Origin of the sequence: Luteimonas arsenica, from assembly GCF_004352825.1 — a bacterium.
Classification (GTDB): Bacteria; Pseudomonadota; Gammaproteobacteria; order Xanthomonadales; family Xanthomonadaceae; genus Luteimonas; species Luteimonas arsenica.
The window spans coordinates 786,585-809,875 of record NZ_SJRW01000001.1; the positions used below are offsets into that span (position 1 = coordinate 786,585).

General features: G+C 69.8%; 22 protein-coding genes. 13 read left to right on the plus strand and 9 right to left on the minus strand.

Annotated features, from left to right (window positions below; all coding sequences use genetic code 11):
- Window positions 1-36: 36 nt before the first annotated feature.
- Both E2170_RS03635 and E2170_RS03640 read right to left on the minus strand, forming a co-directional pair.
- Window positions 37-1,314, minus strand: a complete 1,278-nt coding sequence (locus tag E2170_RS03635) for an NTP/NDP exchange transporter (RefSeq protein ID WP_207914910.1) — start codon at window positions 1,312-1,314, stop codon at window positions 37-39.
- Window positions 1,315-2,280, minus strand: a complete 966-nt coding sequence (locus tag E2170_RS03640; RefSeq protein ID WP_132999268.1) for an aldo/keto reductase — start codon at window positions 2,278-2,280, stop codon at window positions 1,315-1,317.
- 246 nt (window positions 2,281-2,526) lie between these two features.
- Here E2170_RS03640 and E2170_RS03645 point away from each other — a divergent pair, with 246 nt between their 5' ends.
- A complete protein-coding gene (locus E2170_RS03645; protein ID WP_484496900.1) occupies window positions 2,527-4,128 on the plus strand; it encodes a serine hydrolase in 1,602 nt (533 codons plus the stop codon).
- Between the two features lie 86 nt (window positions 4,129-4,214).
- On the opposite strand, the gene E2170_RS03650 is transcribed toward E2170_RS03645, so the two are convergent.
- Window positions 4,215-6,023 (minus strand): DUF885 domain-containing protein, encoded by a 1,809-nt coding sequence (locus E2170_RS03650; RefSeq protein ID WP_132999269.1) that lies wholly within the window; start codon window positions 6,021-6,023, stop codon window positions 4,215-4,217.
- Between the two features lie 47 nt (window positions 6,024-6,070).
- Here E2170_RS03650 and E2170_RS03655 point away from each other — a divergent pair, with 47 nt between their 5' ends.
- The 3 genes from E2170_RS03655 to E2170_RS03665 are packed head-to-tail and all read left to right on the plus strand — an operon-like array spanning window position 6,071 to window position 9,780.
- Window positions 6,071-8,065: an alpha/beta hydrolase family protein gene (locus tag E2170_RS03655; RefSeq protein WP_132999270.1), complete on the plus strand. Its 1,995-nt coding sequence runs from the start codon at window positions 6,071-6,073 to the stop codon at window positions 8,063-8,065.
- Window positions 8,062-8,895, plus strand: a complete 834-nt coding sequence (locus E2170_RS03660) for a DUF4349 domain-containing protein (protein WP_132999271.1) — start codon at window positions 8,062-8,064, stop codon at window positions 8,893-8,895. The genes E2170_RS03655 and E2170_RS03660 overlap by 4 nt, the downstream gene beginning before the upstream one ends.
- A 3-nt stretch (window positions 8,896-8,898) precedes the next feature.
- Window positions 8,899-9,780, plus strand: coding sequence for a DUF2785 domain-containing protein (locus tag E2170_RS03665; RefSeq protein WP_132999272.1), 882 nt, complete (start codon window positions 8,899-8,901; stop codon window positions 9,778-9,780).
- A 15-nt stretch (window positions 9,781-9,795) separates the two neighbouring features.
- Here the strand turns inward: E2170_RS03665 and E2170_RS03670 are convergent, their stop codons facing one another.
- Both E2170_RS03670 and E2170_RS03675 read right to left on the minus strand, forming a co-directional pair.
- Entirely contained in the window at window positions 9,796-10,092 is a 297-nt protein-coding gene (locus tag E2170_RS03670; protein WP_132999273.1) for a hypothetical protein, read from the minus strand.
- A 95-nt stretch (window positions 10,093-10,187) separates the two neighbouring features.
- Window positions 10,188-11,129 (minus strand): peptidylprolyl isomerase, encoded by a 942-nt coding sequence (locus E2170_RS03675; RefSeq protein ID WP_425477824.1) that lies wholly within the window; start codon window positions 11,127-11,129, stop codon window positions 10,188-10,190.
- Window positions 11,130-11,228: 99 nt separating this feature from the next.
- Between E2170_RS03675 and E2170_RS03680 the strand changes: the two genes are divergently transcribed.
- Both E2170_RS03680 and E2170_RS03685 read left to right on the plus strand, forming a co-directional pair.
- Window positions 11,229-11,609: a PadR family transcriptional regulator gene (locus tag E2170_RS03680; protein WP_132999274.1), complete on the plus strand. Its 381-nt coding sequence runs from the start codon at window positions 11,229-11,231 to the stop codon at window positions 11,607-11,609.
- Complete coding sequence (locus E2170_RS03685; protein ID WP_132999275.1) at window positions 11,609-12,529, plus strand: sensor domain-containing protein; 921 nt, start codon at window positions 11,609-11,611, stop codon at window positions 12,527-12,529. The genes E2170_RS03680 and E2170_RS03685 overlap by 1 nt, the downstream gene beginning before the upstream one ends.
- Window positions 12,530-12,542: 13 nt before the next feature.
- On the opposite strand, the gene E2170_RS03690 is transcribed toward E2170_RS03685, so the two are convergent.
- Entirely contained in the window at window positions 12,543-13,853 is a 1,311-nt protein-coding gene (locus E2170_RS03690; RefSeq protein ID WP_132999276.1) for a polyhydroxyalkanoate depolymerase, read from the minus strand.
- A gap of 94 nt (window positions 13,854-13,947) precedes the next feature.
- Window positions 13,948-14,538 (minus strand): class I SAM-dependent methyltransferase, encoded by a 591-nt coding sequence (locus E2170_RS03695; RefSeq protein WP_132999277.1) that lies wholly within the window; start codon window positions 14,536-14,538, stop codon window positions 13,948-13,950.
- Window positions 14,539-14,610: 72 nt separating this feature from the next.
- On the opposite strand from E2170_RS03695, the gene E2170_RS03700 reads away from it, so the two are divergent.
- From E2170_RS03700 to E2170_RS03720, 5 genes are all read left to right on the plus strand, one after another.
- The gene (locus tag E2170_RS03700; protein ID WP_132999278.1) at window positions 14,611-15,063 is read left to right on the plus strand and encodes a CopD family protein; all 453 of its coding nucleotides are present in this window, start codon (window positions 14,611-14,613) and stop codon (window positions 15,061-15,063) included.
- Window positions 15,064-15,365: 302 nt separating this feature from the next.
- Window positions 15,366-15,557 (plus strand): hypothetical protein, encoded by a 192-nt coding sequence (locus E2170_RS03705; RefSeq protein ID WP_132999279.1) that lies wholly within the window; start codon window positions 15,366-15,368, stop codon window positions 15,555-15,557.
- Window positions 15,558-15,581: 24 nt separating this feature from the next.
- On the plus strand, window positions 15,582-16,913 hold the full coding sequence (locus tag E2170_RS03710; protein WP_132999280.1) for a peptidoglycan-binding domain-containing protein: 1,332 nt from the start codon (window positions 15,582-15,584) through the stop codon (window positions 16,911-16,913).
- Window positions 16,914-17,004: 91 nt separating this feature from the next.
- On the plus strand, window positions 17,005-17,277 hold the full coding sequence (locus E2170_RS03715) for a YlcI/YnfO family protein (RefSeq protein ID WP_132999998.1): 273 nt from the start codon (window positions 17,005-17,007) through the stop codon (window positions 17,275-17,277).
- Window positions 17,274-17,582 (plus strand): type II toxin-antitoxin system RelE/ParE family toxin, encoded by a 309-nt coding sequence (locus E2170_RS03720; RefSeq protein WP_132999281.1) that lies wholly within the window; start codon window positions 17,274-17,276, stop codon window positions 17,580-17,582. The genes E2170_RS03715 and E2170_RS03720 overlap by 4 nt, the downstream gene beginning before the upstream one ends.
- Before the next feature lie 33 nt (window positions 17,583-17,615).
- On the opposite strand, the gene E2170_RS03725 is transcribed toward E2170_RS03720, so the two are convergent.
- Window positions 17,616-19,328, minus strand: coding sequence for an alkaline phosphatase (locus tag E2170_RS03725; protein WP_132999282.1), 1,713 nt, complete (start codon window positions 19,326-19,328; stop codon window positions 17,616-17,618).
- 150 nt (window positions 19,329-19,478) lie between these two features.
- Between E2170_RS03725 and E2170_RS03730 the strand changes: the two genes are divergently transcribed.
- The gene (locus E2170_RS03730; protein ID WP_132999283.1) at window positions 19,479-20,843 is read left to right on the plus strand and encodes a dicarboxylate/amino acid:cation symporter; all 1,365 of its coding nucleotides are present in this window, start codon (window positions 19,479-19,481) and stop codon (window positions 20,841-20,843) included.
- A gap of 27 nt (window positions 20,844-20,870) precedes the next feature.
- Here E2170_RS03730 and bla read toward each other — a convergent pair whose 3' ends face one another.
- The gene (gene bla, locus E2170_RS03735) at window positions 20,871-21,746 is read right to left on the minus strand and encodes a subclass B3 metallo-beta-lactamase (RefSeq protein ID WP_132999284.1); all 876 of its coding nucleotides are present in this window, start codon (window positions 21,744-21,746) and stop codon (window positions 20,871-20,873) included.
- Window positions 21,747-21,887: 141 nt separating this feature from the next.
- Between bla and E2170_RS03740 the strand changes: the two genes are divergently transcribed.
- Complete coding sequence (locus E2170_RS03740) at window positions 21,888-23,288, plus strand: M16 family metallopeptidase (protein WP_132999285.1); 1,401 nt, start codon at window positions 21,888-21,890, stop codon at window positions 23,286-23,288.
- Window positions 23,289-23,291 lie beyond the last annotated feature (3 nt).

The following is a 23,291-nucleotide window of genomic DNA, read 5'->3' on the forward strand; positions in this document are numbered from 1 at the left end:
GACCTTCTTCCCCGCAAGTTCCGCCCCATCCGCCCTTCAGGAGGAAAGTCGGCGCTGGGCACGGGCCAGCCAGGCGCCGTTCGCCGCCCACACCAGGGCGATGCCCGAGCCGATCACCATCGCCACCGCCGGCTGCTGCGCGACCATGTCGATGCCCGCCTTGACCCAGCCGCTGACCGCATCCGCGCCGCGGTAGACCACGGTGTCGTTGAAGTTCTTGGCCTTGTACTTCGCTTCCGGCGCGACCACGGTGTACAGCATCTCGCGGCCCGGGCGCACGAAGGCGTATTCGCCGGCGCGACGCACCACCATCACCACCGCCAGCACCGCGAACACGGGCGCGAACGCCAGCCACAGGAAGCCGCCCGCGACCACCAGCGGTACCGCCACCAGCAGCACGCCCACGCCCAGGCTGCGCGCGACGCGGCCGGTGATGAACAGCTGCGACACGATCGCCAGCGTCTGCACCACGGTGTCGATGATGCCGAAGACGCGGGTCTGGTCCTTGGGGTCGGGGAAGCGTGCCTCCACCAGGGCCGCCTGCTCGAAATAGAGGAAGGTGGTGACGCTGGCCAGCAGCAGCACGAAGACGCCGATGCCAAGCAGGTAGGGCGACTTCAGCACGTCGACCGCGCCGGCAAAGGGGCTGCCGCCCAGCGGGCGCTGGCTGGGCATGTCCGCGCCCGCGGGTAGCGGGCGTGCGTCGCGCCAGGCGTGGACGCGCCTGGCCGCGACCGCGGCCGCGGCCAGCAGTGCCGCGGACAGCACCGACAGCCCCGTATAGCCCAGGGGGCCGACCAGGAACACGCCCAGCATCGGCCCGACCAGGCCACCCAGGCTGGCGCCGCCGGCCATCAGCGCGAACAGCCGCTTCGACTGCGCCGTGGTGAACACGTCCACCAGCACGCTCCAGGCCACCGAGATCGCGATCAGGTTGAACACCGACAGCCAGATGTAGAACGTGCGTGCGATCCAGGGATCGCCGGGCTTCAGCGCGAAGCAGGCGGCGAACGCCAGCAGGTTGGCGACGAAGAAGGCGTAGACCCAGTACAGGATGTGCCGCCGGCGCACGCGGCCGGCGATCCAGCCGAACAGCGGCATCGCCGCCAGCGTCGCCACGAAGGTGCCGGTGAACAGCCACTGCAGGTTGCGCACGCCGCCGGCGATGCCCATGGTCTCGCGGACCGGCCGCAGCATGAAGTAGCCCGCGAACAGCAGGAAGAACATGACGAAGCCGGCGACCACTGCGCCGGCTTCGTCTTCCTCCACGTTGAACGCGCGCTGCAGCCAGCGCTGGATGCCGTTCGCCATCATTCAGCTGAACATCCCGACCAGTTCCTCCTGCTGCGCCGCGGTCAGCAGTTCGCCGTGGCCGGCGTTGAGCTGGTCGGCCTGGCGGTCCGATTTGCCGGTGGCAGGGATGACCACGGTCACCGCAGGATGGCTGATCGCGAACTTCAGGAACATCTGCGACCAGGAGGTGACGCCGGCCTCCGCCGCCCAGCCTGGCAGTGCGCGCCCGCCGACGCGGGCGAACAGCCGGCCGTCGTCGAAGGCGCGGTTGATCATCACCGCCACGCCCTGGTCGGCCGCGGCCGGCAGCAGTCGCGAGGCCGCGGCCGGCGAGTTCACCGAGTAGTTGACCTGGATGAAGTCCGGCTGCTCGTCCTGCATCGCCTGCAGCAGTTCGCCGTGGGCGCTGGTCAGGTAGTGGGTCAGGCCGATGTACTTCACCAGGCCCTGCTCCTTGAGTTCGCGGGCGAAGGGCATGGCCTCGGTCAGGTTGCGCAGGTTGTGCACGGCCAGCAGCTCCACGCGATCGGTGCGCAGGCGGCGCAGCGAGTCGGCCCACTGTGCTTCCAGTTCGGCGCGGCTGTCGGCGGCGAGCTTGGTGGCGAGGAAGCAGCGTTCGCGCCAACCGCCTTCATCGAGCAGGGCGCCGACCACGTCCTCGGCGTTGCTGTAGTTGGGCGAGGTGTCGATGACGCTGCCACCGCCTTCGAAGAAGATCCGCGCCACGTCCTTCAGCGTCTGGTATTCCTGCGAATCCAGTGCGACCTCGTAGCTGCCCGAGGTGCCGGCACCGATCACCGGCAGCTGTTCGCCGGTCGAGGGTATGGGGCGGGTCAGCATCGGGCCCGTAGCGGGTGCGGGCGTGGCTGTGGCGGTGGTTGCAGCGCCGGTGGTTGGGGCCTCGCGGCTGCATGCGACCAGCGGCGAAAGCACGATCCCGGTGGCGGCGAGCGAGGCGACGGACAGGAACTCTCGTCGTGACGTCATGGCGGATCCTCCTGCTGGAACGGGTTCGCCAGGCAGGCACCTGGCGAGCGTGGGCCAAGGATGCGTGAGGGTCTGGCCAAGCTTCGCACAGTGGCCACCACGGCGCCATGACGGACGTCATTTCGGCGGCGCGGCATCCGCGCGCGGGAGCGGTGAATGCGCCGGCCGGGCAAGCCGGCGGCGCGCACGCTTGGCGCACTCGCCGCTGGCACCGATACTGGCCGCTGTCCCCGAAGGTGCCCCTGCATGCGCAAGCCGACCGTTGCTGCCATCGCCCTCATGCTGTCCCCCATGGCCCTGGTGCCGTTCGCCGCCGCTGCGCAGGACCTGCCGCCGCCGCTGGCCGGCCTCGACGCACAGGTCGAATCGGTGCGCGAGGCCTTCAAGGTGCCCGGCATCGCCGTGGCCGTGGTGAAGGACGGCGAGGTGGTGTACGCCGGTGGCTGGGGCCAGCGCGAGGTCGGCAGGCCCGAGGCGGTGGACGCCGACACCCTGTTCTCGATCGCGTCGATCACCAAGGCCTTCACGTCGGCCTCGCTGTCGATCCTGGCCGACGAGGGCAAGTTGAAGATGGACGACCGCGTGATCGACCACCTGCCCTGGTTCCGCATGGACGATGCCTACATCACCCGCGAGATGCGCATCCGCGACCTGCTGGTGCACCGCAGCGGCCTCGGCCTGGGCGCGGGCGACCTGCTGTTCTGGCCGCCCTCGGACTACAGCACCCGCGACGTGGTCGAGCGCCTCGCGAACGTGCCGATCTCGGGCGGCTTCCGCGACCGCTACGCCTACGACAACGTGCTCTACGCCGTGGCCCAGCTGGTGATCGAAGAGGCTTCGGGGCAGGCCTATGCCGACTTCGTGCGCGAACGCCTGTTCACGCCGGTGGGCATGGCCGCCACCCGCATCGACAGCAAGGCGCTGCGCCCCACCGACACCAACGTCGCCACCGGCCATGCCCGCGCCGGCTTCACCGGCGATCCGGAGCCGGTGCCGGCGATGTCGTGGTCGAACAACACCGCCGCCGGCGGCATCTATTCCAGCGTCAACGACATGGCGAAGTGGATGCGCGTGCAGCTCGACGGCGGCGTGCTTGAAGGTGAGGGCGAGGGGGCGAAGCGCCTGTTCAGCGCGAAGCGCCACGAGGCGATGTGGTCACTGGTGACGCCGATCCCGATTCGCGAGCCCGCGGTACCGGAGCTTGCGGCCACGAAGCCCAACTTCGCCGGCTACGGCGAGGCCTGGAGCCTGAGCGACTACCGCGGCCGCAGGCTGGTCTGGCACACCGGCGGCTGGCCGGGCATGGTTTCGCGCCTGACGCTCGTGCCGGAGCTCGACCTGGGCGTGGTGGTGCTGACCAACCAGGAGGTGGGTGCGGCCTTCAACGCCATCACCCTGCACGTGCTCGACGCCTACCTGGAGGCGCCGGCGACTGACTGGGTCGCGGCGTACTCCGCGGCGCTGGCCAAGGGCAGCGATCGCGCCGAGGAGGACTGGAAGAAGCACGTCGCCGCGCGCGATGCCAGTTCGCAGCCGTCGCTGCCGCTGCGCGGCTATGCGGCCACCTACCGCGACCGCTGGTACGGCGATGTGGTCGTGGCCGAGGGACGCAAGGGCCTGGAGATGCGCTTCACCCGCACCCCGCAGCTGGTCGGCGACCTGGAGCACTGGCAGCACGACAGCTTCATCGTGCGCTGGCGCGACCGCACCTTGAACGCCGATGCCTTCGTCAGCTTCCGGCTCGACCATGACGGCAAGGTCCAGGAGGCGACGATGGAGGCGGTGTCGCCGCTGACCGATTTCAGCTTCGACTTCCACGACCTGCTTCTGAAGCCGGTAAAGAAGTAGCAGAGCGACGCTCTTCCCCCGCAAGCGGGGGAAGGGGTTCCCGCACGCTTGCGGGATCGCGCTCTTGCTTGCGAGGGGCGCTCGGCCTACTGGATCGGTTCGTCGAGCAGCAGCTGTCGGGCGAAGCGCACCGGTGGGGCGCCCTTGGCCAGCACGCTGTCGTGGTAGCGCTTCATGTCGAAGTCTGCGCCTGCCTTTTCCTCCGCCGCGCGGCGCATGTCGAAGTGCTCCTGCGCGCCGACGAAGTAGGTCGCCAGCTGCGTCGAGGACAGCTGCGCACGGACCCACTTGCCCTCGGCTTCGCTCTGCTGCTGGAAGGTCTGGCGGACCATGAGGTCCATCGCCTGCTCCTTCGTCCAGTTGTCGACGTGGATGCCCTGGTCGAGGATCGCGTTGCCCACCGAGCGGGCGTAGAACTTCAGCTGCATCAGGCGGAACAGCGGGTCGTTGTCGAGGTAGCCGGCGTCGGCGACCACGCGTTCGGTGTAAACCGCCCAGCCCTCGGCGAACGGGCCCGAGCGCAGCGCGGCGCGCAGCGTGGACGGATGGTTCGCCGAATGCGCGCCCTCCAGGTAGTGCCCCGGCATCGCCTCGTGGATCGACAGCACGTGGATCATGCGCTTGTTGTATTCGCGCAGGAACGAGGTGACCTGGGCGTCGTCCCAGTCGTCGGGGATCGGCGAGATCGCGTAGTAGGTGTCCAGGCCCTTGTCGAGCGGGCCGGGCGAATCGCAGTAGGCCACGGCGACGCCGCGCTGGAACTCCGGCATCAGGATGATCTTCACCGGGTCGTCGGGCACGGTCACGATGTCGTGTTCGCGCACGAAGTCGGTGGCGACGTCCAGCGTGTACCTGGCGAAGTCGACGACCTCGTCGCGGCCCGGGCGGTCCTCGTTGGCGAGCTCCATCGCGGCCTCGATCGCTGCCTGCTGCTGGTCGGCGGTGGGCTGGTCGGGCGTCTCCGGCGCGCCCTCGACGTCCTTCAGCACGACCCGGGCCACGTCGTACATCTCGCCGCGCACGCGCGCCAGTTCGGCTTCGGCGCGGCTGCGGATCTCCTGGCGCGAGAGCGATGAGTTGAGCGAGAAGCGCAGCTTCTGGTCGTAGCGCTCGGCGCCGATCCGGAACTCGCCCTTCGCATTAGGCACCAGGGTGCCGTCGAGCCAGGCCTGGTGTTCTTCCACCGCCGGGCGCAGGGCGACGATGGCGGCGTCCATGCGCTCGCGCTCAGCGCCCTCGAGCTGGTCGAGGTTCGGCGTGATGAAGGTATCGATCAGGGTGAAGATGCCGCGGTTCTGGCGGGCGACGGTCTCGGCATGGGTCTTCGGAACGCGCGCGGGATCGAGATTTTCGCGCGCCTGCGCCAGCAGGGCCGGGATCTTCTCCATGCGCGCGGCGGCGGCGTTCAGGCGCTCGGACAGCGGCGCGAACTCGCGCGCCATCAGGCTGTAGATCGCGCCGCCGGCCAGGCCGCTGTAGGCCTGCGGGTCCCAGGCCCAGCCCTGCATGGTCTCGAGGTCCCAGAGTGAGCCCTCCAGGTGGTTGCGCAGGATCAGCGCATCGACCTGGTTCTCGCGCGAGAGCGCGGCGCTGTCGATCGCATCGAGCCCGGCGAGCATGTCGCGGGCCCAGTCGGCGGCCTTCTGCCGTCCTTCGGCGCTGAGGTCGTCGAGCTCGGCATCGAAGCGGTGGTCGCCGATCTGGGTGGCCGACACCGGCGACAGTGCCAGGCCTTCGTCGAGGAAGCGCGCTGCGAGCGCGGCGAAGGCGCGGTCCTGCTCGCTCTCCACCGCGGCCGCGGCGGCGGCGTCGCTGGACGGCGTGGTCGGGGCCTGCCCCTGGCAGGCGGCCAGGGCGAGCGCGAGCAGGGAGGCGGCGAGCAGCGGACGGGACATGGCGGGTCTCGGAGTGATGTCAGCCCCGCAGCATATGCCGGGACGAGGTGCCGCGCCCGGGCCGATGGTTTACCTTCTGCGCCACGGAAAAGGGGGCATCCATGAAGGGATCGTGGCGTCGGGCACTGGCGGGACTGGTGGTGGGGTGGGTTCTGGCGGGGCAGGCCGTGGCGGCAACGCCGGGCGTCGACGACCTGCTGCGGCGCGCCGAGTTCGAGGACGTCCAGATATCCCCCAAGGGGGACTACCTGGCCCTGCGCATGCCGTTCCCGGATCGCACCGTGCTGGCGATCATGCGTCGTGCCGACCGCACCATCACCGCGACCATGGGTGCGGGGGAGGATGGCTTCATCGATAACGTCGTCTGGATCGGCGACGAACGCGTGCTTGCCTCGTGGTCGAAGCGGGTCGGCCATCGCGCCGAACCCTATGCGATGTCGTCGCTGCAGGTCATGGACGTCGACGGCCGCAACCGGCGTGCCTTCCACGGCTGGATCGTCGATGCCATGACCCACGACCCCGAGCGTGTGGTTGTCGTCGAGTGCGTGAGCGAGACCAGGAAAGGGTGTTCGACCCGCCTGCGTGAGATCGGGGTGCTGTCGCGGGGCAAGCCGCGCGACATTGTCGACGGCCCCGAGCGCAACGCGCGCTTCATGGTGGATCGCATGGGAAACCCGGTCTTCAGCTGGACGACCAGCTGGGATGGTCACCAACTCGCTTTCCTCCGCCGCGGCGACGCCTGGATGCCGATCAACGACCAGGCCGTGAGCGGGGTCGAGGTCCATCCGGTGGGCGTGGATTACGAGATGCGGCATGGCTACCTGTGGTCGGAGCGCCGTTCGGGCCCGGACGTCATCGAGCGCATCGATCTTTCCGATGGCCGGCGCTCCATCGTGGCAAGCGATCCGGTGATGGATCCTGCGGGCCTGGTGCGATCGTTCGACCAGCGCGAAGTGATCGGCGTCCGCTATGGCCGCGGCACCCAGGAGATCCGCTACTTCAACGAGCAGCACCCGCATGTCCGGCTGTATCGGGAGCTCGAGCAGGAATTCGCCGGGAAGCACGTGCACGTGACCAGCTCCACCCGCGACGGCCGCCTGGTGGTGGTCGTCGTGACCGCGGATCGCGAGCCCGGTCGCTACTACCTGCTCGATATCGTCAGCGGCGAGATGAGCCGCCTGATCGAGCATCGCGAATGGATCGACCGCGCGATGCTGGCTGCCGTGGAACCGGTCGTGTTCGCTGCGCGGGATGGCCGCGAGCTCGACGGCTACCTGACCCTGCCGCTTCAGCCGGCCGCGGACGGGGCGCCGCTGGTGGTGCTGGTGCATGGCGGGCCGTTCGGCGTCCGCGACGGCTGGGGGTTCGATCCGGAGGTCCAGATGCTGGCCGCGCACGGCTATGCGGTAATGCAGGTGAACTTCCGTGGCTCGTCCGGCCGAGGCCGCGATTTCATGGAGTCCGGTTACCTGCAGTGGGGACGCGGAATGATCGACGACATCATCGACGGCACCCGCTGGGCACAGGCACGGGCCGGGGTTTCGCCGACCCGGGCCTGCATCTGGGGTGCCAGTTACGGCGGGTACGCGGCGTTGTTCGCGAGCGTGCGCGAGCCGGACATGTTCCGCTGTGCGATCGGCATGGCGGGCCCGTATGACCTCCCGACGATGTACAAGTGGGGCGACACCAAGGATTCGCGCATGGGCAAACTGATGCTGGACAGGTACATCGGCGCCGATCGCGCCCGGCTGCGCGAGGATTCGCCCAGCAATCATGCCGCAGCGATACGTGCGGAGTTGCTGATCGTCCAGGGCGGACGCGACCGTCGCGTGCCGCCCGAGCACGCGCGCATCATGCGGCGCGAGCTGGACAAGGCGGGCAAGCGCTACGAGTGGTACCTGGCCGGGGACGAGACGCACGGTTTCCACGACGACCGCAGCGAACGCGAGTACTACACCCGCGTCCTGGGTTTCCTCGGCCGGCATCTCCCGGTGGCCGCAGTGGCCACCGCCGTGGAAAGCAGTGAAGGAGGATTGCCATGAGCGGCGGCCGTCGTTCCGGCACCGGCCTGCTGCATCCGGCCCGCCTCGGCGGGTTCGCGGCATGCCTGTGGCTGCTTGCGGCCTGCTCGGAGAAGGTGGCGACGCTCGACATGCCAGCCGGCGCGCCGCCTTCGCGCGAAGCGGCACAGGCCGCAGCCGACGGCGGCATCGCCAGCTACCTGGCCTATGAGCACACCGTCGGCATCTCGCTGGCCGCCGCCGACATGGCGGCGCGCGTGGGGGCGCTGCAGGCCGCCTGCAACGACGGCCGCTTCGGCGAATGCGCCGTGCTCAACGTCTGGCAGCAGGGCGGCGACCATCCCGGCGGCAGCATCGGCGTGCGCATCGTGCCCGCCGGCGTGGAGCCGATGATCGCCCTGGCCAGCGGTGGCGCCGAAATCGGCAGCCGCAGCACCCGCGCCGAGGACCTGGCCGTGGCCGTGCGCGACAACACGCTGGCGCAGGAGCGGCTGCGCAAGGAACTGGAGCGCCTCAACGGCTTCCAGGCCCGGCGCGACCTGGCCGTGGCCGACATGATCGCTCTGTCCGAGCGCCTGGCCGCTACCGAGGCGCAGCTCGAAGCCGCCGAGCGCGAGGCCGCGCAGCACCGCCGCCGCATCGACACCCAGCTGCTGACCTTCAATTTCAGCGCCACCCGCAGCCAGGAGGCGCAGGGCGAGGTCTCGCGCGCACTGCGCGACTTCGGCGGCATCCTCGCCAGCGGCACGGCGTGGACGATCCGGGCGGCGGCATTCCTGCTGCCGGTGCTGGCGGTGTTCGCGGTGCTGGTGCTGGTGATCCGCCGATTGCGCCGCCGCGGGAAGCGCTGAGCGATGCGCGCTCCGCTGCTGGTGGCGCTGCTCGCACTCGCCGGAGGTGCACAGGCCGCGTGCCCGCCGGCCGGCCACGACGAGGCCTCGCTGCAGGTGCTCAAGGCGGAAGGCGCGGCGGTCGTCGACGAGGGCGGACGCCTCGCACTCGCGGTGGAGCTGGTCGACTGCCTGGGTCACCCCGAGCCCTCGCTGCGCGACGGCATCGCCTATGGGCTGATCGCCGACTGGATGCGCGCCGGCGCATTCGACGCGGAGGGCCTGCGCACGCTGCGCGAGGCGCTGTACGAAGCGCTCGACGGTCCCGAGGGCGACGGCTTCGCGCGCCCCTTCGCCGTACTGGTGCTGTCCGAGGTGGCCCGTACCGACCGCGTGGCGCCGTGGATGGATCCGGCCGAACGCGACGGGATGCTCGACAGGGCCACCGACTACGTCGCGGGCGTCCGCGACTATCGCGGCCATGACAACGACGCAGGCTGGCGCCATGGCGTCGCGCACGGCGCCGACTGGCTGATGCAACTGGTACTCAATCCGGCGCTGGAGCGTGGTCAGCTGGACCGCATCCTCGCTGCGGTCGCCACGCAGGTCGTGCCGGAGTCAGCGCATGCCTATGTGTTCGACGAACCCGCACGGCTCGCGCGGCCGGTGCTCTACGTGGCCGCGCGCGGGCTGCATACCGGGACGGAGTGGCAGTCATGGTTCGCGGCGCTGCCGCCGGGGCTGGGTGACGCGGCGCTGGCCCATGCCGACGACGGCTGGTTGGCGCGCAGGCATGACCTGGTGGCCTTCCTCCAGGCCGTGTACGTGGCGGCTGACCGCTCCGGCAATGAGTCCGTCCGTGCGCTGAAACCGGCCGCCGACGCCGCGCTCAAGGCTATTCCCTGAGCGCTGCGCGAGGTTTCAGTCCTCGTCTTCCTCGTCGAACTCCACCAGTGCATCGAGATCGAAGGCCAGCGCCTCCACCGCCTCGCGCACGCGGCGTGCGGTCGAGGGGTTGGGTGCGTCGATCTCGATGGTGTGGCCCTGCGGGCCGTCGACGTCGCTGAGGCCGGCGGAGCTGGAGTCGGCGTCGTCGAGCTGGGGCATCAGGTCGTCGATCTCCTCCACGTGCTCGATCCCGTCAAGGCTCTGCAGCAGGTTGATGATGGCGCGCGCGGTGTCGTCGCTGCCGGTGAGGCGGATGCGGAGCAGGGCCATCGGGGGATCCTCTTGTGGGCGGCCTGTGGCGGAGGGGGGAAGCACGCCCGCAGGCTAGGAAGCCGCCGGCTAACGCCGCGTGATGGCGGCCACCTTCATTCCGCGTCCCGCACCGGCACCGTGATGTTGCACAGGTCGATGTGCCCGGCCGGATGCAGATACCAGTCGTCGCGGCGGTTGCGGCGCGATTCGACCACGGCGTCGAACAGCGGGGTGCCGGTGCGCAGCACCTCGAGGTCGCTGCGTTCGGCCGCGGGCACCTCGGAGGCCAGGCGGATGGCCTTGATCGGCACGCGCCGCGAGGCCTCCTCGTGGAAGCCCATCGGGCCGGCGCCGCGCGGCACCACGCTCAGCAGCTCCATGCCCTGCAGCACGCGGCCGACCTGGGTGATGTTGCGGTCGAGCTGGCGCGGGGCCTGGCCGGTGACCACGTACAGCTCGGTGCCGTTGCTGGAATCGGCAGCCATGTCGCGGCCTGCGCCGAGGGTGCCGTAGCAGTGCGCCATCCAGGCCTGGCCCTCGGCGGGGTCGCGCGCGGCGGGGAAACCCGCGGCGAAACCGGTCTCCGGCGCCCAGCCGTCGCGGTCGGGCAGGGCGTGGAAGGCGAGGCCTTCGGCCGGGCGCGAGAACTCGGCCGGGAGCTTCGCCCTCGCGCTGCCGATCGGCTTCGGCGTTTCGCCCTCGTCGGTGAGGTCGCCGAACTGGACCACGAAGTTGTCCTGCGAGCGGTAGATCGTCAGGCCGTCCCAGAAGCCTTCCTTCGCCAGGGTGCGGATGTTGGCCACGTGCTCCGGCGCGAAGTCAGGCGCGAGTTCGATCACCACGCGGCCGCCGTCGAGTTCCATGTAAAGGGTGTTGGCCGGGTCCGGACGGCGCCAGTCGGTGGGCAGTGAGGCATCGAGCAACTCCTGGGTGGTCTTCGGCCGCTCGGCGGTGGCGCTGTCGGCAGGCTCGGCGGCGATCGCGACGGTGGCGGTGGCGGCGCAGAGCAGGGCGGCGCACAGGGGCAGCAGGCGGATGCGGTGGCTTCGGGACACGTCGGGACTCCGGTCGGGATGCCCCGATTGTTGCCCATCCGGTCGCCGGGCTGACTATCGGCACATTCGCTATATGGAAGTTCGTACTAGTCTGCGGGCATGGTCGAACAGCCGCCACCGCCGGACATCGAAGCCGCCCTGCGCAAGTTCCAGCGCGAACTGAGCTCGGGCGTGGTGGCCCTGGCCCTGTTGGCCGTCCTGTCGCGCGCCGCCGAGCCGATGTATGGCTACCAGATCGCCAAGACCCTGGAGCGCTTCGGCGACGGGGTGCTCAGCGGCAAGCAGAGCGCGCTGTACCCGGTGCTGCGCAACCTGGAGGCCGCGGCGTTGCTGTCCAGCCACGTCGGGCCATCGGATGCCGGCCCGCCGCGGCGCTACTACGAGATCACCGGCGCCGGGCACGACGCCCTGCGCGAATGGGCCGCCGCCTGGCGCGCGACCCGCGACTCCGTCGACACCGTCCTGGAGGGGACCCCGTGATGAACACCCTGCCGCGCACCATCCCCGAATACCTCGAGCAGCTGCGGCGCGCACTGGCCGGCGCCGACCCGGCGATGATCCAGGACGCGCTCTACGACGCCGAGGAGTACCTGCGCTCCGAGCTCGCGGAGAACCCCGGCAAGTCGGAAGCCGAGGTCATCGCCACCGTCGCGTCCAGCTACGGCGCGCCCGACGAGGTCGCCGACATCTATCGCGATACCGAGGTGACGGTGCAGACCGCGCTGCGCGCGCCGGCGCCGCCGCGGCGTGCCTCGGCGCTGGGTCGTTTCTTCGGCGTGGTCGCCGATCCGCGGACCTACGGGTCGCTGTTCTACATGGTGCTGGCGTTGGCCACCGGCGTCTTCTACTTCACCTGGGTGGTGGCGGGCTTCTCCACCGCCGCCGGCCTGTCGGTGACGATCGTCGGCATTCCGCTGCTGATCCTGTTCTTCGGATCGATCCGCGTCCTGTCGCTGGTCGAAGGCCGGATCGTGGAAGTGATGCTGGGCGAGCGCATGCCGCGGCGGCCGCTGTACACCGTGCGCGGGCGCAGCATCTGGCAGCGCATCGGCGACATGTTCACCGATCCGCGCACCTGGAGCACGCTGCTGTACATGCTGCTGATGCTGCCGCTGGGCATCGCCTACTTCACGCTGGCCACGACCCTGCTGCTGCTCGGGATCTGCTTCGTGCTGGCGCCGATCGCGGTGTGGACCGGCATGACCGACCACTGGGTCGACAGCAACGACCTGGTGCTGGTCGGCATCAACGGCGTTCCGCTGGCGGGCTGGGAGCTGGTGCTGATGCTGCTGGCCGGCGTGCTGCTGCTGTTCGCCACCCTGCACCTGGCGCGCCTGATCGGCCGTGGCCACGGCCTGCTCGCCAAGCACCTGCTGGTGAAGACCGCCCAGTACGCCTGAGCGGTCACTCAGGTCAGCGCTGCTTCGTGCCCGTGCGTGCCGGCTTCGCGGCGCGCGCGGGCCTGGCGCGCTTGGCGGGCGCGGCATCGTGCTTCGCGATGAAGTCGCGCACCTTCGGGTACACCTTCGTGCGCCAGCGGCGGCCGCTGAAGATGCCGTAATGGCCGGCGCCCTCGACGGTCAGGTGTTCGCGGTCGGCACCGGCCACGCCCGTGCAGAGGTCGTGCGCGGCGCGGGTCTGGCCGAGGCCGGAGATGTCGTCGAGTTCGCCCTCGATGGTCATCAGCGCACAGCCCTCGATCGCCGACGGGTCGACGCGCTCGCCGGCCACGTCCCAGAGGCCGCGCGGCAGCAGGTGCTCCTGGAACACCACGCGCACGGTGTCGAGGTAGTACTCCGCCGGCATGTCCAGCACCGCGTTGTACTCGTCGTAGAACTTGCGGTGCGAAGCGGCATCCTCCTGGTCGCCCTTGACCAGGTCCTGATAGAAATCCCAGTGCGACATGAAATGGCGCTCGGGGTTCATGGCCACGAAGCCGGTGTGCTGCAGGAAGCCGGGATACACGCGGCGGCCGCGGCCGGGGTAGTTCGGCGGCACCACATGGATCAGGTTGCTGGTGAACCACCACAGCGGCTTCTTCGCCGCGAGGTTGTTGACCGCGGTGGGCGATTCACGGGTGTCGATCGGGCCGCCCATCATCACCATCGAGCGCGGCACCGGCTCCCCGCGCGAGGCCATCAGCGAGATCGCGGCCAGCACCGGCACGGTCGGCTGGCAGACGCTCATCACGTGCAGGCGCTCGGCGCCGATGTGGCGGATGAACTCCTCGATGTAGGCGACATAGTCGTCGAGGGTGAAGGCGCCGGCCTCCTTCGGCACCATGCGCGCGTCGACCCAGTCGGTGATGTAGACCTTGTGGTCGGGCAGCAGGGTGCGCACGGTGTCGCGCAGCAGGGTGGCGTGGTGGCCCGACAGCGGCGCGACCACCAGCACGGTGGGCTGGTCCTTCATGCCGAGGATGTTCTCGGCGTCGTCGGTGTAGCGCTTGAAGCGCAGCAGGCGGCAGAAGGGCTTGTCCAGCGCGACCTTTTCCACCACCGGCACGTCATGACCGTCCTTGACCACCTGGTGGATGGCGAAGGCGGGCTTCTCGTAGTCCTTGCCGATGCGGTGCAGCAACTCGTTGCCCGCGGCCACCCGGGTGGCGCCGGGAAGGGAGGACAGCCAGGTGCCGTCTGCGCCGAAGATCCTCGCGTTGGCCTGCGCCAGCTCGGTGAAGGGAGCGAGCAGGGTGCGGTTGAACTCGTGCAGTTGATACATCATCGGCGGCGGAGACCCCTGTGGTTGGCGCGCTGCAGCATAACGCAGCCGGCCGTGCACGGAAGGTGGCCATTGGTCGAGAGGTGCTCGGGCGTATTCAGGAAACTTCGAGGGCCGTGGCACCCGGCGCCAGGGCAGGCGACAGCCAGCAGTGCGAGCCCAGGGCGCGGAAGCCGGCGGCCTCGAAGCGGCGGCGGTAGAAGGCCCCCGGGCGGGCGATGTAGCCGTCCTCGTCGCCCTCGGCGGCGTCCTCGCGGGCGAAGGCCTCGAGGAAGGCGACGCCGCCGCAGAGCTCGGCCAGGCCCGGCAGGCCGCGGTCGAACTCGCGTGCCTGCAGGTAGTGCAGCACGTCGCTGCAGACCAGCAGGTCGACCGGTGGGCAGGGACGCAGGTGTTCGAAGTCGGCGAAGCGCGCGTAGTGCAGGTTGCGGCGCGCGCCGTGGCGCTCGATCGCGTAGGCGCTGCTGTCGAAGCCGAGGTAGCGCGCCTTTGGCCGCAGCTTCAGCAGCGGCGCGCGCCAGGCGCCTTCGCCGCAGCCGACATCGAGCACGCTGCGCAGCGGGCGTTCGAGGTGGTACTCGGCCGTCGCCACCGCCAGCGCGACCTTGCGCGCGAGACGCTGCCGGCCGCCGATGCCGCCGCGGCGGTACCAGCGGTCGAAGTATTCGCGGTCATAGGTCTTGTCCATGGGCGGGCACGATACCGGCTGCGGCCGCCTCCGTGCGATCCTGTAGGCAGCCAATCTCCGGACAGCCACGCCATGCAGACCTATTTCTGGATCAAGTCGCTACATATCGTCTTCGTGATGGCCTGGGTGGCCGCGGCCTTCTATATGCCGCGCATCCTGATCAACATCGTGGAAGACGGCGGCAACGGCGCCGTGCGCGAACGCCTGCTGCTGATGGGGCGCCGCCTGTACCGCTTCGGCCACGTCATGTTCGGCCTGGCGGTGGTGGCCGGCCTGGTGCTGTGGCTGGGCTACCGCGTGATCCCGGACTTCCCGACCATGGTCGGCAGCGGCACCGGCTGGCTGCACGCCAAGCTGCTGCTGGTGGCGGTGATGTTCGCGCTGTACATCGTCGACGGCCGGCAGCTCAAGGGCGTCGCCCGCGGCGGCGGCCTGCCCTCCGCGAAGGCGCTGCGGATCCGCAACGAGCTGCCGGTGCTGATCCTGCTGGTGGTGGTGTGGCTGGTGATCGCGAAGCCGTTCTGAGGCGGGCGGGACAGGCGGCAGGCGGATCGGGGGTTAGTCCTATACCCGGGTTCTGGCACGGCTGCTAGGCTCCGGGTCTGTAGTCGTATGTCATGGAGGATGTCGTGCGTATTCCTGGAAGGGCGTTCGTTCACGGGGCTGTGGTCGTCTTCGCGCTGGCCCTGTCTGGTTCTGCGCTTGCCGTTGGATCGGCTGCTTCGTTCCCGGCTCCGCTTCAGGGCGTATGGGAGCCATACCTGCCGTGTGATACCGGTGAAACATCGGACAGTGACAGCCGGTTCGAGATCACCCGGAGCCAGCGGTTGAACTACGAAGAGATCGAAGACATCGTCTCGGCCGAACTGCTGACGGAGTCGCCGTTCACCTGGCGCATCGTGACCACCTCCGACGTGGGCCCGCCGGAGCTGGAGCAGCCCTTCATCTACGTATTGAAGGATGATCGCCTCGCCGTGAACGATGGGCAGAGCGCAAGGATGTACGCGCGCTGCAAGTGATCCGCGCTGGACAAGGACAGTCCGATGCCCCAATCGATGCCGACGCACTATCAGGTGCGCCAGCTGGGAAGGCCCGATGCAAGGGGCGACCAGTGGAACGTGCCGGTAACCGACCTGGAGAGCCTGGTCACGCATCATCCTGGATCCAATCAGGCCGCGCGTCTTGAAGGAGGCGTTCCGGTCGAAGCCGAGAATCCGCTGCGGCGTTCCTATGGCGTGGTGGGCGGAGAGTTCCAGGAGTTGCAGACCGTGCGGGGTGGAAGCTCGTATCGCGGCCTGCGCCCGGACCAGGTTCTGCTGGTCAAGGACTTCATCCTCGACGACCCCACGACTGCCGACAGCCGGCGCGTGGACGTGCCGGCGCCGGTGGCCGGGGTCATAGGCCGGGTGGACGCGCGCAACGGCGTGGTCGACATCCTCGATCCGGCAGACAGCGCGCTCATCGTCCGCATCCGCCACCTCGGGCCGATCGCGGTCGGGGTGGGCGAGCATGTCGCCTACGGGCAGTCGCTGGGCACGCAGAACAGGATCGGACTTCCAGCCGCGGCGGGCAAACATGTCCACATCGAAATGGACACGCGCCACTACCAGCAGTTCGACCACTACGTGCGCGACCTGGTGGAGGGACGCCTGCCGGTGCAGGCCGCACACCGCGCGGGCGTCGAGCCGCGACCGGTCGTCGACGACGGCGTGCTTCGCGTCGGCGAAGCCGGCGAGCGCATCGCCATGGTGCAGCGCGCGCTGGTGGCTGGCGGGTACCGGGCGGTTGGCGATGTTCCCATCGAAGTCGACGGGATCTACAGGCTGTCCATGCAGGGCGCCGTGCTGTCGTTCCAGGCGGATCATGGACTGGCTCCGACGGCGGACATCGACGCGCCCACGTGGCGTGCCGCCCTCGATCTTGCGCTTGGGAAACCGCTGCTGCCGCCTCCCGCCATCGAGCTCGACGGGGAACGTCCGTCGGGGCATGGCCAGTTCCGCCTGCTGGACCAGATCCGCAGCCATATCCGTGACCATGACGCGAACCGTGGGGGCGCACTTGGTGCGAATGGCGAGTGGTTGGCGCTGGCCCTGGCGGGGCGTGCCGCGGAGCAGCGCCTGAGTTCCATCGATCACCTGCTGGTGGCACCTGTAGGGCCAGCAGGGTTCAGCGAACGCGTTTCCGTGATCCAGGGGCGGTTGGACGACCCTGCCCAGCGCCGGGTCTCGATGTCGGTGGCCGAGGCCCTGGCGATCTCGCCAGAGGCCTCGCTGCAGCGGCTGCGGACGGCCGACGCGCCGGCGGGTGCCGCTGCGCCCGCCCTGCCTGTCCAGCATGAGGCCGTCAACCCGCACCGCATGTTCCATGGCATCTGAGCCGGGGCCAGGGCGCGTTTCATCCCGGGCTTGTGTCGTGATCCCTGATCGGCGCATGATGCATCGCAATTGCAATGCATCCGGGGTTGTCATGAAGACGGCCACTATTCCATCGCTCCGCGTCGATCCCGCGCTGCGCCACGCCGCCGAAGAGGTGCTGCAGGAAGGCGAAACCCTGTCCGCCTTCGTCGAAGCCTCGCTGCGCGCGCACATCCAGCTGCGGAAGAGCCAGGAGGCGTTCATTGCCCGGGGGCTGGCCTCGAGGGATGCCGCGAAGCAAAGCGGTGTCTACCACGATGCGGTCGACGTGCTGGGAGCGCTGCGGAATGACCTCGCTGCGGCGAAGAAGAAAGACCGGCGATGAGCTTCCGCGTCCGGTTCACGGACGAGGCCCGGGCCGACCTTGAGCGGCTGTTCGCATTCCTTCTCGAGCAGGCCGACGGGGACTGGAGCCTGGCCGAGCGCGCGCTTGCGGCCATCGACAGCGGCTTGGCGCTGCTGGCGGCGACGCCTTTCAGCTGCAGGAAAGCGGCGCGAGGAGGCCCGTTGCTGCGGGAAGTCGTGATCCCGTTTGGATCCGCGGGCTACGTGGCACTGTTCGAGATCGAGGACGCGCGTACGGTCACGGTGCTTGCCGTGCGCCACCAGCGGGAAGACGACCGCTACTGAGCGGGGAATGCCGCCGAGGCCGCTGAAGGCCGGTCAGCGGCCGGCGTCGACCTTGGGCAGCTCCACCGGCACGCCCGACGCATCGCAGTGGCCTGCCGCGCACAGCTGCTCGCGCAGCCTCGGCGTGGCCTGCACGATCACGTGGTAGATCACGTTCTGTTCCAGGGTGCCGCGGAAGGCGGAACTGCCGGGGCCGCGGGCCCAGATGCCGACGTCCTCGCCGCCGTGGGTTTCCGAGGCCAGCGGCACCATCGCTTCCTGCATGTAATCGGGATCGGTGGTGTCGACGCCGCTGAGGTCGGGACGGCCGCTTGCCGGGTGCACGCTCTTCGCTTCGTGAAGATGGCGCTTCGGGCCCTCGGGCTGCGACGAGCTGGCGCCCACGTAGCCAGGTCCGTTGGCATAGCTGAGCGTGGTGTAGGGCAGACCGAGCCCGTCGCGCGCGTAGCCGGCGCCGTTGTCCTCTTCGCTGCCCCAGCCGCGCACCTTGCCGAGGATCGGGTTGCCGCGTCGCGGGTAGCCGACGAAGTTGAGCACGTGCGAGTGGTCGGCGGTGACCACGATCAGGGTGTCGTCGGCCGAGGTCAGGTCGACCGCGGCCTGCACGGCGCGCGACATCGACGCGGTCTCGTCCAGCGCGCGATAGGCGTTGCCCTCGTGGTTGGCGTGGTCGATGCGGCCGCCCTCGACCAGCAGCACGTAGCCTTCCGGGCGGCGCGACAGCGACTCGATCGCGAAGCGGGTCATGGCCTCGAGGTCGGGTTCGCCGTCGGGGCCGCGGTCGCGGTCGTGTTCGTACTGCAGGTGGCTCAGTTCGAACAGGCCGAGCAAGGCCGGCGCGCCGCGTGCGGCTTCGAACTGGCGGGTGGTGTACACGAAGCGCCCGTCGGGATTCAGGGCCTGCCATTCGGCGACCAGGTTGCGGCCGTCGCGGCGCTTGCCGCGGATGCCCGGCAGGACTTCCTCGTTCGGCAGGAACTGGCCGGCACCACCGGCCAGCACCACCTGGGGCGCGCCGCGTTCGCGCGCGAAGTCGATGAACTGGCTGGCGATGTCCGTGCAGCCGGCTTCGCGCGCGGCCGCCGGCATGGACGCGTCATGCTCCCAGTTGCGGTCCGGCGAATGGGCGTACGTCGCCGCCGGCGTGGCGTGGGTCAGGCGCGCGGTGGTGACGATGCCGGTGCCCATGCCGGCGTCGTCGGCCAGCGCCAGCCAGCTCTGCACGCGGTTGCCCAGCGACTGCGCGCAGTCGCGACGGTCGCCGGCACTGACACCGATCGCGCCCATGTGACTCTTCACGCCGGTGGCGACCGCGGTCATCGTGCCGGCCGAATCCGGCGTCTGGGCGTCGGTGTTGTAGGTCTTGGAGAAGGCGGTGGCCGGGAAGCGCTCCCAGGACAGCAGGTTTTCCTCGCCGGGCCCGCCGTCGCGCTGGCCGGCGAAGATCCGCGCCGCGGCGACCGTGGTCAGGCTCATGCCGTCGCCCAGGAACACGATCACGTTTTTCGCCCGCCCCGACATGGCACCGTTGGCCGCCGCGTGCGCGGCGCCGCTGCGGTACCACCAGGCCGCGGTTTCGCCCTCGGGGTGGGCGACGGCGGGCACGTCGACGCGGATCGCGGCCGGTGCCGCGGCCGCACCCGACGCGGCCGCGGTGGAGGCCGTGGCGCCGCCGCCAGGCGATGCGCAGGCGGCCGCGAGGCAGGCACTGAGGAGGGGCAGGGACAGGCGGGCGGTGCGGGTCATGTGTTTCCTGCGAGGTGGGTGCGGCCGTTGGACTGCGCATTATGGCCGGGCACGGCGTCCCGGACATGACACCCCGGCGTTCCGCGTGCAGTGATCGCGGCCGGCGGGGCCATGGGCTAAGGTGCGGCATTGCCGTTTCCGTGGACGCCGATGAAGCTCGTCACCGCCTGGTTCAAGATCCCGTTCTGGCAGCGCGTGGCCGCCGGCTTCGTGCTCGGCGCGCTCGCGGGCTGGCTGATGGGGCCGGCGGCGGAGACCTGGTTCGGGCCGCTGGGCACGGTCTACGTCAACCTGATCAAGATGATCGCGATCCCGCTGGTGTTCTTCGCGGTGGTCAGCGCGGTGGGCTCGCTGGCGGGCCAGCGTTCGATCGCGGCGCTGGCGGGGCGCACTTTCCTGTGGTTCGCGATCACCGCGGTGCTGGCGGTGGCCGTCGGCCTGGCGTTCGGCCTGGTGCTGAAGCCCGGCGTCGGCGTCGATGCGGCCGGCCTGCAGGTGGCCGAGAACTATCGCCAGCGCGATGTGCCCGGCCCGCTGGACGTGTTGATCAATATCGTTCCCGAGAATCCCGTCCGCGCGCTCGCCGCGCTGGGCTCCGGCAAGGCCGCTGACGGCCAGAACGTCATCGTGCCGAGCAACTTCACCATCCTGCAGGTGATCTTCTTCGCCGGCCTGGTCGGCTTCGCCCTGGTGAAGCTGGGCGAAAAGACCCTGCGCCTGCGCGCGCTGATGGACGAGTCGCGCGAGTTGATGATCCAGGTCACTCGCTTCGTGCTGGAAGCCACGCCGGTGGGTACCTTCGGCCTGATCGCAGCGCTGGTGGGCAGCTACGGCTTCGAGCAGCTGCTGCCGCTGGGCAAGTTCGTGATCGCACTGTACCTGGCCTGCGCCTTCCACATCGTGGTGGTGTACAGCGGGCTGCTGCTGGCGCACGGGCTGAACCCGCTGAAGTTCTTCCGCGGCGCCGCGCCGGCCATGCAGATCGGCTTCGTCGCCTCCTCGAGCTTCGCAGCGCTGCCGCTGTCTCTGACCTCGGCCACCCACAACCTGGGCGTGAACAAGGACTACGCCAGCTTCGCCGTGCCGCTGGGCGCGAGCATCAAGATGGACGGCTGCGGCGCGATCTACCCGGCGCTGGGCGCGGTGTTCATCGCCCAGTTCATGGGCCTGGAGCTGTCGGCCGGGCAGTACTTCATCATCGCCCTGGCCTCGGTGCTGGGCAGCTTCGGCACCGCCGGCGTGCCGGGCACGGCGGTGATCATGGCCACGGTCGTGATCAGCGCCGCCGGCCTGCCGCTGGAGGCGATCGGCATCCTCTACGCCATCGACCGCATCCTTGACATGATGCGCACCATGACCAACGTCACCGGCCAGGTGCTGGTGCCGGTGCTGGTGGCGAAGCAGACCGGGCTGCTCGACCGCGAGGTGTATGAGCGGGCGTCGAGCAACGTCGGCGTCGAAGACGGCGACCCGGCTGACGTGGCATCGACTCCGGAACGCAGCGGTTCACCGTAATCAGCCCCGGGGGGCGGGTCGCCCGGCTCAACGCCGGCCGCCCTCGCGCTCGGCCTGGAGCTGCTGTTCGAGGCTGCGCTCGGAGGCGTCGGCATACTCGACGCAGCCCATCGGCCTGGATGTCGCGGGTTCGGCGTAGTTGCGGCCGCTGGATCCCGGGTGCGGCGTCAGCAGCACGTCGCAGGGCAGGGCGCGGACCACGTCGAAGCTGCGGCGGTAGTCCTCGACGATGCGCGGGTAGCGCGGGTTGTCGACCAGCCGGTAGCCGGGCGCGCTCAGGCTGTCGGCATAGGCGATGCGCACGGGGCGGCCACCTTCGTGGTCGGTCCAGGTCCAGGCCATGCTGCCCGGCGTATGCCCGGGCATGAAGTGCACCGTGAAGCGCATGCCGCCGAGTTCGACGACCTCGTGATCCAGCAGCAGGCGGTCGACCTGCACCGGCGGGTAGGTGATGGCGTCGCCGAAGTGGATGTCGTCGCTGCCGCCGCGCGCCAGCAGCACCGCGGACTCCGCGTTGGCGGCCACCCGCGCGCCGGTGCGCCGGCGCAGTTCGGCCAGCGGGCCGACGTGGTCGGCGTGGGCCTGGCTGAGGAGGATCAGCCTGAGGTCCTCCGGCGCGACGCCCAGGTCCGCCATGTGCCGCAGCAACATGTCCGCCGCCTGCGGCATGCCGCCGTCGACCAGCACCGCGCCGGCCGGCGTCTTCACCAGGATCGCGCTGAGGTTGGCGGTGCCGATGTGCCAGGTGTTGTCGGCGATCTTCACCGGCGCGATGGGCTGCCGCCAGCTCTCGTGCACGGTGTAGGCCTCGAGCTGCGGCAGCGGCGGCTCGGCCGCGATGCCTGCGCCGGCGGGCAGGAGGAGGGCCAGGGACAGTGCGGCGGGCAGGGCGTGGTGGGTCATGGTTCACCGGTGGCGTGGGAGGGCGCGGCAGTATCGCCCGGCATGCCCAGACACGGGCCACGGGCATGACTTCCGGCCGGCCACCTGCACCGGTTTCCGGGGTATGTTCGCAGTCCGCCCGCAGAGGGAGATGGGGGACATATGAAGCTTCTCAGGCATACGGCGTGGCTGTCCGCGCTGCTGTTCGTGGCGCCGGCCTTCGCCGCCGACGCCGATCGCTGGGACATCCCGGTGGCGACGAAGACCCTCGACAACGGCCTCACCGTCGTCGTCTCCGAGGACCGCAGCGCGCCGGTGGTGGGCGTGAGCGTGGTCTACGGCATCGGCATGCGGCTGGAGCCGCGCAACCGCACCGGCTTCGCGCACCTGTTCGAGCACCTGATGTTCGAGGGCTCGGTCAATGCGCCGGAGGGCGTGTTCGACCGCGTCATCACCGGTGGCGGCGGGCGCAACAACGGCTCGACCCGCGCCGATTTCACCAACTACATCGAGGTCGCGCCGTCCTCGGCGATCGAGCCCATTCTGTGGCTCGAGGCCGACCGCATGCGCATGCTCGATTTCAGCGAGAGCACGCTGAAGAATCAGCAGGACGTGGTCAAGGAGGAGATCCGCAACAACGTCCAGAACCAGCCCTACGGCGGCTTCATGTGGATCGACATCGGCATGCAGGCCTTCCAGAAGTGGGAGAACAACCACGACGGCTACGGCAGCTTCGAGGATCTGGAAGCGGCCACCCTGGACGACGTGAAGGCCTTCCACCGCGACTACTACGGTCCCAACAACGCGATCCTGTCGATGGCCGGCGACATCTCGCCCGAGGAAGGCTTCGCGCTGGCGGAGAAGTACTTCGGCGACATCGCCTCGCGCCCGACGCCGCCGGCGCCGGACTTCAGCGAGGGCCTGAACACGCAGGAGAAGCGCATCCAGCAGGGCGACAAGCTGGCCCAGGTGCCGGCGATCGCCGCCGCCTGGAAGATGCCCGACCGCGGCAGCCCCGACCAGGCGCCGATGGCGGTGCTCGGCGCGCTGCTCGCCAACGGCGACGCCTCGCGCCTGTACCAGGGCCTGGTGAAGGGTCGCGAGCTGGCGCTCAACGTCGATTCGCTCTACGGCCTGACCAGCGAGTGGGAGTACGACGGCCCGACGCTGTTCACCGTGTTCGCGCTGTACAAGCCGACCACCGATGCCGACGCCGTGCTTGCCGCGATCGACGAGGAAATCGCCAAGGTCGTGGCCGAGGGCGTGGACGATGCCACGCTCGCGCGCATCAAGACCCGCATGCTCGCCGACTGGTACAACGGCCTGGAGTCCTTCATTTCCCGCGCCGACGCGCTGGCCAAGCTGCAGCTGATGTGGGATGACGCCGAAGTGGTCAACCGCATCCCCGGCTGGATCGAGGCGGTGGATTCCGCCGACGTGCAGCGCGCCGCGCGCACCTACCTCACGCGCGAGAACCGCACGGTGATCGACCGCAAGCCCGAAGCCATGCTGCAGGCCGCGGCCGCCGCATCCGATGCCGACGCCGGCGCGACCCAGGACTGAGGA

Coding starts and splice junctions, on each gene's coding strand:
- E2170_RS03640 (WP_132999268.1), bottom strand. CDS start 2,280: ATGACGTCACGACGAGAGTTCCTGTCCGTCGCCTCGCTCGCCGCCACC.
- E2170_RS03635 (WP_207914910.1), bottom strand. CDS start 1,314: ATGATGGCGAACGGCATCCAGCGCTGGCTGCAGCGCGCGTTCAACGTG.
- E2170_RS03695 (WP_132999277.1), bottom strand. CDS start 14,538: ATGGACAAGACCTATGACCGCGAATACTTCGACCGCTGGTACCGCCGC.
- E2170_RS03740 (WP_132999285.1), top strand. CDS start 21,888: ATGAAGCTTCTCAGGCATACGGCGTGGCTGTCCGCGCTGCTGTTCGTG.
- E2170_RS03685 (WP_132999275.1), top strand. CDS start 11,609: ATGAACACCCTGCCGCGCACCATCCCCGAATACCTCGAGCAGCTGCGG.
- E2170_RS03665 (WP_132999272.1), top strand. CDS start 8,899: ATGCGCGCTCCGCTGCTGGTGGCGCTGCTCGCACTCGCCGGAGGTGCA.
- E2170_RS03720 (WP_132999281.1), top strand. CDS start 17,274: ATGAGCTTCCGCGTCCGGTTCACGGACGAGGCCCGGGCCGACCTTGAG.
- E2170_RS03680 (WP_132999274.1), top strand. CDS start 11,229: ATGGTCGAACAGCCGCCACCGCCGGACATCGAAGCCGCCCTGCGCAAG.
- E2170_RS03700 (WP_132999278.1), top strand. CDS start 14,611: ATGCAGACCTATTTCTGGATCAAGTCGCTACATATCGTCTTCGTGATG.
- E2170_RS03690 (WP_132999276.1), bottom strand. CDS start 13,853: ATGATGTATCAACTGCACGAGTTCAACCGCACCCTGCTCGCTCCCTTC.
- E2170_RS03715 (WP_132999998.1), top strand. CDS start 17,005: ATGAAGACGGCCACTATTCCATCGCTCCGCGTCGATCCCGCGCTGCGC.
- E2170_RS03730 (WP_132999283.1), top strand. CDS start 19,479: ATGAAGCTCGTCACCGCCTGGTTCAAGATCCCGTTCTGGCAGCGCGTG.
- E2170_RS03670 (WP_132999273.1), bottom strand. CDS start 10,092: ATGGCCCTGCTCCGCATCCGCCTCACCGGCAGCGACGACACCGCGCGC.
- bla (WP_132999284.1), bottom strand. CDS start 21,746: ATGACCCACCACGCCCTGCCCGCCGCACTGTCCCTGGCCCTCCTCCTG.
- E2170_RS03725 (WP_132999282.1), bottom strand. CDS start 19,328: ATGACCCGCACCGCCCGCCTGTCCCTGCCCCTCCTCAGTGCCTGCCTC.
- E2170_RS03645 (WP_484496900.1), top strand. CDS start 2,527: ATGCGCAAGCCGACCGTTGCTGCCATCGCCCTCATGCTGTCCCCCATG.
- E2170_RS03660 (WP_132999271.1), top strand. CDS start 8,062: ATGAGCGGCGGCCGTCGTTCCGGCACCGGCCTGCTGCATCCGGCCCGC.
- E2170_RS03710 (WP_132999280.1), top strand. CDS start 15,582: ATGCCCCAATCGATGCCGACGCACTATCAGGTGCGCCAGCTGGGAAGG.
- E2170_RS03650 (WP_132999269.1), bottom strand. CDS start 6,023: ATGTCCCGTCCGCTGCTCGCCGCCTCCCTGCTCGCGCTCGCCCTGGCC.